The following is a 2,308-nucleotide window of genomic DNA, read 5'->3' as shown; positions in this document are numbered from 1 at the left end:
ATTGGTGGCTTCGTAAAAGGGATAGCGCTAACTGTTTTTAAACCAATTGCTATACCAGTGAAGATAATATCGGCCGTTAGTGACATTGGTGTCATGGTAAAAAAAGGCTGCAATTCCGCTCAAATTGCTTATTTCGTGTACAAAAATGTAATGCCACTAGGTGATGATTTTGCAAAAGCAACCGTTGATGCTGCAGTAGGTATGCTCAGAAAGGCTGGAAGACATGAACAGGCCGATAACTTATTGAAAGATTTTAATAAGCTAAGCTATAGGTCGTAAGCGGAAAGATAACACCGTTATCCTCCCATGGATATAACGAGATTAATATGTTCTTCATCTTGCGAAGGAAAACGATGATTTAAAAAAAGGCGTGCGTATGGTGCGCCTTTTCAAATGTCTGTTATTAGTATTGTTTTTCATGTTCCCCTACAATGGTAGCAGAAAGTATGTTTTGTTTCAAGGGCGTTTTGACGAGTGATAAGGCCTGTGTTCTAGTGTTTTTAAAAAGTGTCAACAGTGTTGACACAATTAAGCTGGTCAAACCACTTATGTATAATGTCGGGATGTAAAAGTGCTGAGGAACGGGAATTTTATATGCGCTTGGCCATAAAGGAGCGTTATAGTTTCCGCCAGCTGGAGCGTCAGATGGACAGCGGATATTATGAGCGGTATATGTTGTCCAAAAGTAAACTGTTGCCAGAGCCTTTACAGTCAAAGGAAAATCCGTTTCTTGATCATTATGTGGTGGAGTTTCTTGCCTTTCATGAAAATGATTTTCGCAAAGCATTAGTTAAGGGAATGAAGGATTTTATCCTGGAACTGGGCAAGGATTTTACTTTTGTAGGGGAAGAATACCCTATACAGGTAGGCGGCGAAGATTATCGCATTGATTTGCTGTTCTATCATCGCAGTCTGTGCTGTCTTGTGGCAATGGAGCTGAAGGTCGGCAAATTTAAGCTGGAATATGTGTCCAAAATGGATTTTTATTTGGAAGGTCTGGACAGACAGGTCAAAAAGCCAGAGGAAAATCCAAGTGTGGGCCTGCTCCTGTGTGCTTCAAAAAATGATGAAGTGGTTGAGTATGCTATGAGCCGTACACTTTCCCCAATGATGGTGTCACAGTATCAGCTGCAGTTGCCGGATAAAGCTGTTTTGTCACGAAAACTTCAGGAATTGGCCAGTTTGCCGGAGCTAGTAGCTCCATCAGATGGATAATATTATGTATCTTAAAAGGCGCATGAAGCCCTTTATGATAAAGCCTTGGAATGTATAACTGAATAGCCTTCTAGCACCTGTTTTAAACTAATTAATGGTTTGAAGCAGGGGTATTTTTTTGGCCTAAAATCTTCTTTGTGGCCATGGAAATCCAGCTCTTGTGCCAGAATAAATGTAGCAATAGTCCAACAGCCATAAAATAACCACTGTAAATATGGATGTTTCGGTAAAATAGCCTTGCTTCTCTGCCACCGGAAATAAGGTGAAAATCAAGCATTAAACCGGTAACAATGCAAATTAAACCACTGATAAAAAGAAGCCAGTCAAGACCATAATTCTTTTTCATAATAGATAACCCCCTCGCTATATTTTGGATATATTATATGGCTTAAATCTAAATTGGAAATAAACAAATTATAAAATAAAGGGGTACGAAGGAGGCCACCCACACTCTTAAAAAATAGGGTGCCTTGATTGAAGTGAGCCGCTTACGGTGTCAGACCTCCCATACGTGCGGTCAGCCACCGACGGAGCTTTGCTCCTAGTCCTTTAGGGACTCCAGCGTCTGAAACACCGACTCGAGAAGGTGCCCCGGACGGCAGAGTATACCCCCAGCAGAATTGGACCCAGGTCTTTCCCTGTCATGCCTACATCACGGATTCCGGCTATGCCATGAAAAGCCCCGATAGTATCTGAAGAAAGCTGGGAGCATACCCAGCCGCCTGAATTGTGGGCCAGTGCCTACTATAGGGCCAGCAGAGGCAGAGCTACCGCTTTTTATCTGGGGCGGCAGCACTGCCAAAACCACTTCTCCAAGTGTCAGCCCCGGAGGTATCACTACACCCTAAGTGGCGCAGTCATACCCCCGGAAAAAGATTCTCGTCTTCTCCAAAAGAGAAGCGGAAGGTATGGCCATTGCCAAAAAAATTTATAACACTTTTCAACCTTCGGGGATATAAAGGATAAAGAAAAACGATTCTCAAAGATTTTAAGGAGGGAAATAAAATGGAAAAGAAATTCATGAACAAGATGGACGACATGGAACTTGACATGGTGGTCGGCGGCGCGAGGGTATATCTTGTCACAAAAATAA

3 protein-coding genes are annotated in these 2,308 nt (G+C 42.5%); 2 read left to right on the top strand and 1 reads right to left on the bottom strand.

The genetic code is table 11. The annotated features are described in order from the left end of the window. A partial coding sequence (locus tag T355_RS15450) for a hypothetical protein (RefSeq protein WP_027397996.1) occupies window positions 1–279 on the top strand: 279 nt, incomplete at its 5' end. Window positions 280–507: 228 nt separating this feature from the next. Beyond that, window positions 508–1,215, top strand: a complete 708-nt coding sequence (locus T355_RS14450) for a PDDEXK nuclease domain-containing protein (protein ID WP_331279594.1) — start codon at window positions 508–510, stop codon at window positions 1,213–1,215. A gap of 91 nt (window positions 1,216–1,306) precedes the next feature. Here T355_RS14450 and T355_RS0112285 read toward each other — a convergent pair whose 3' ends face one another. Next, a complete protein-coding gene (locus T355_RS0112285; protein WP_027397995.1) occupies window positions 1,307–1,561 on the bottom strand; it encodes a DUF4405 domain-containing protein in 255 nt (84 codons plus the stop codon). Window positions 1,562–2,308 lie beyond the last annotated feature (747 nt).

The sequence above is a fragment of the Anaerovibrio lipolyticus LB2005 genome (assembly GCF_000621545.1).
GTDB classification, from domain to species: Bacteria; Bacillota; Negativicutes; order Selenomonadales; family Selenomonadaceae; genus Anaerovibrio; species Anaerovibrio lipolyticus_A.
This window is presented reverse-complemented; position numbering and strand designations above follow the sequence as displayed.

Excerpts from the sequence above, each read along its gene's own strand:
- T355_RS0112285 (WP_027397995.1), bottom strand. The coding sequence starts at position 1,561 with ATGAAAAAGAATTATGGTCTTGACTGGCTTCTTTTTATCAGTGGTTTA.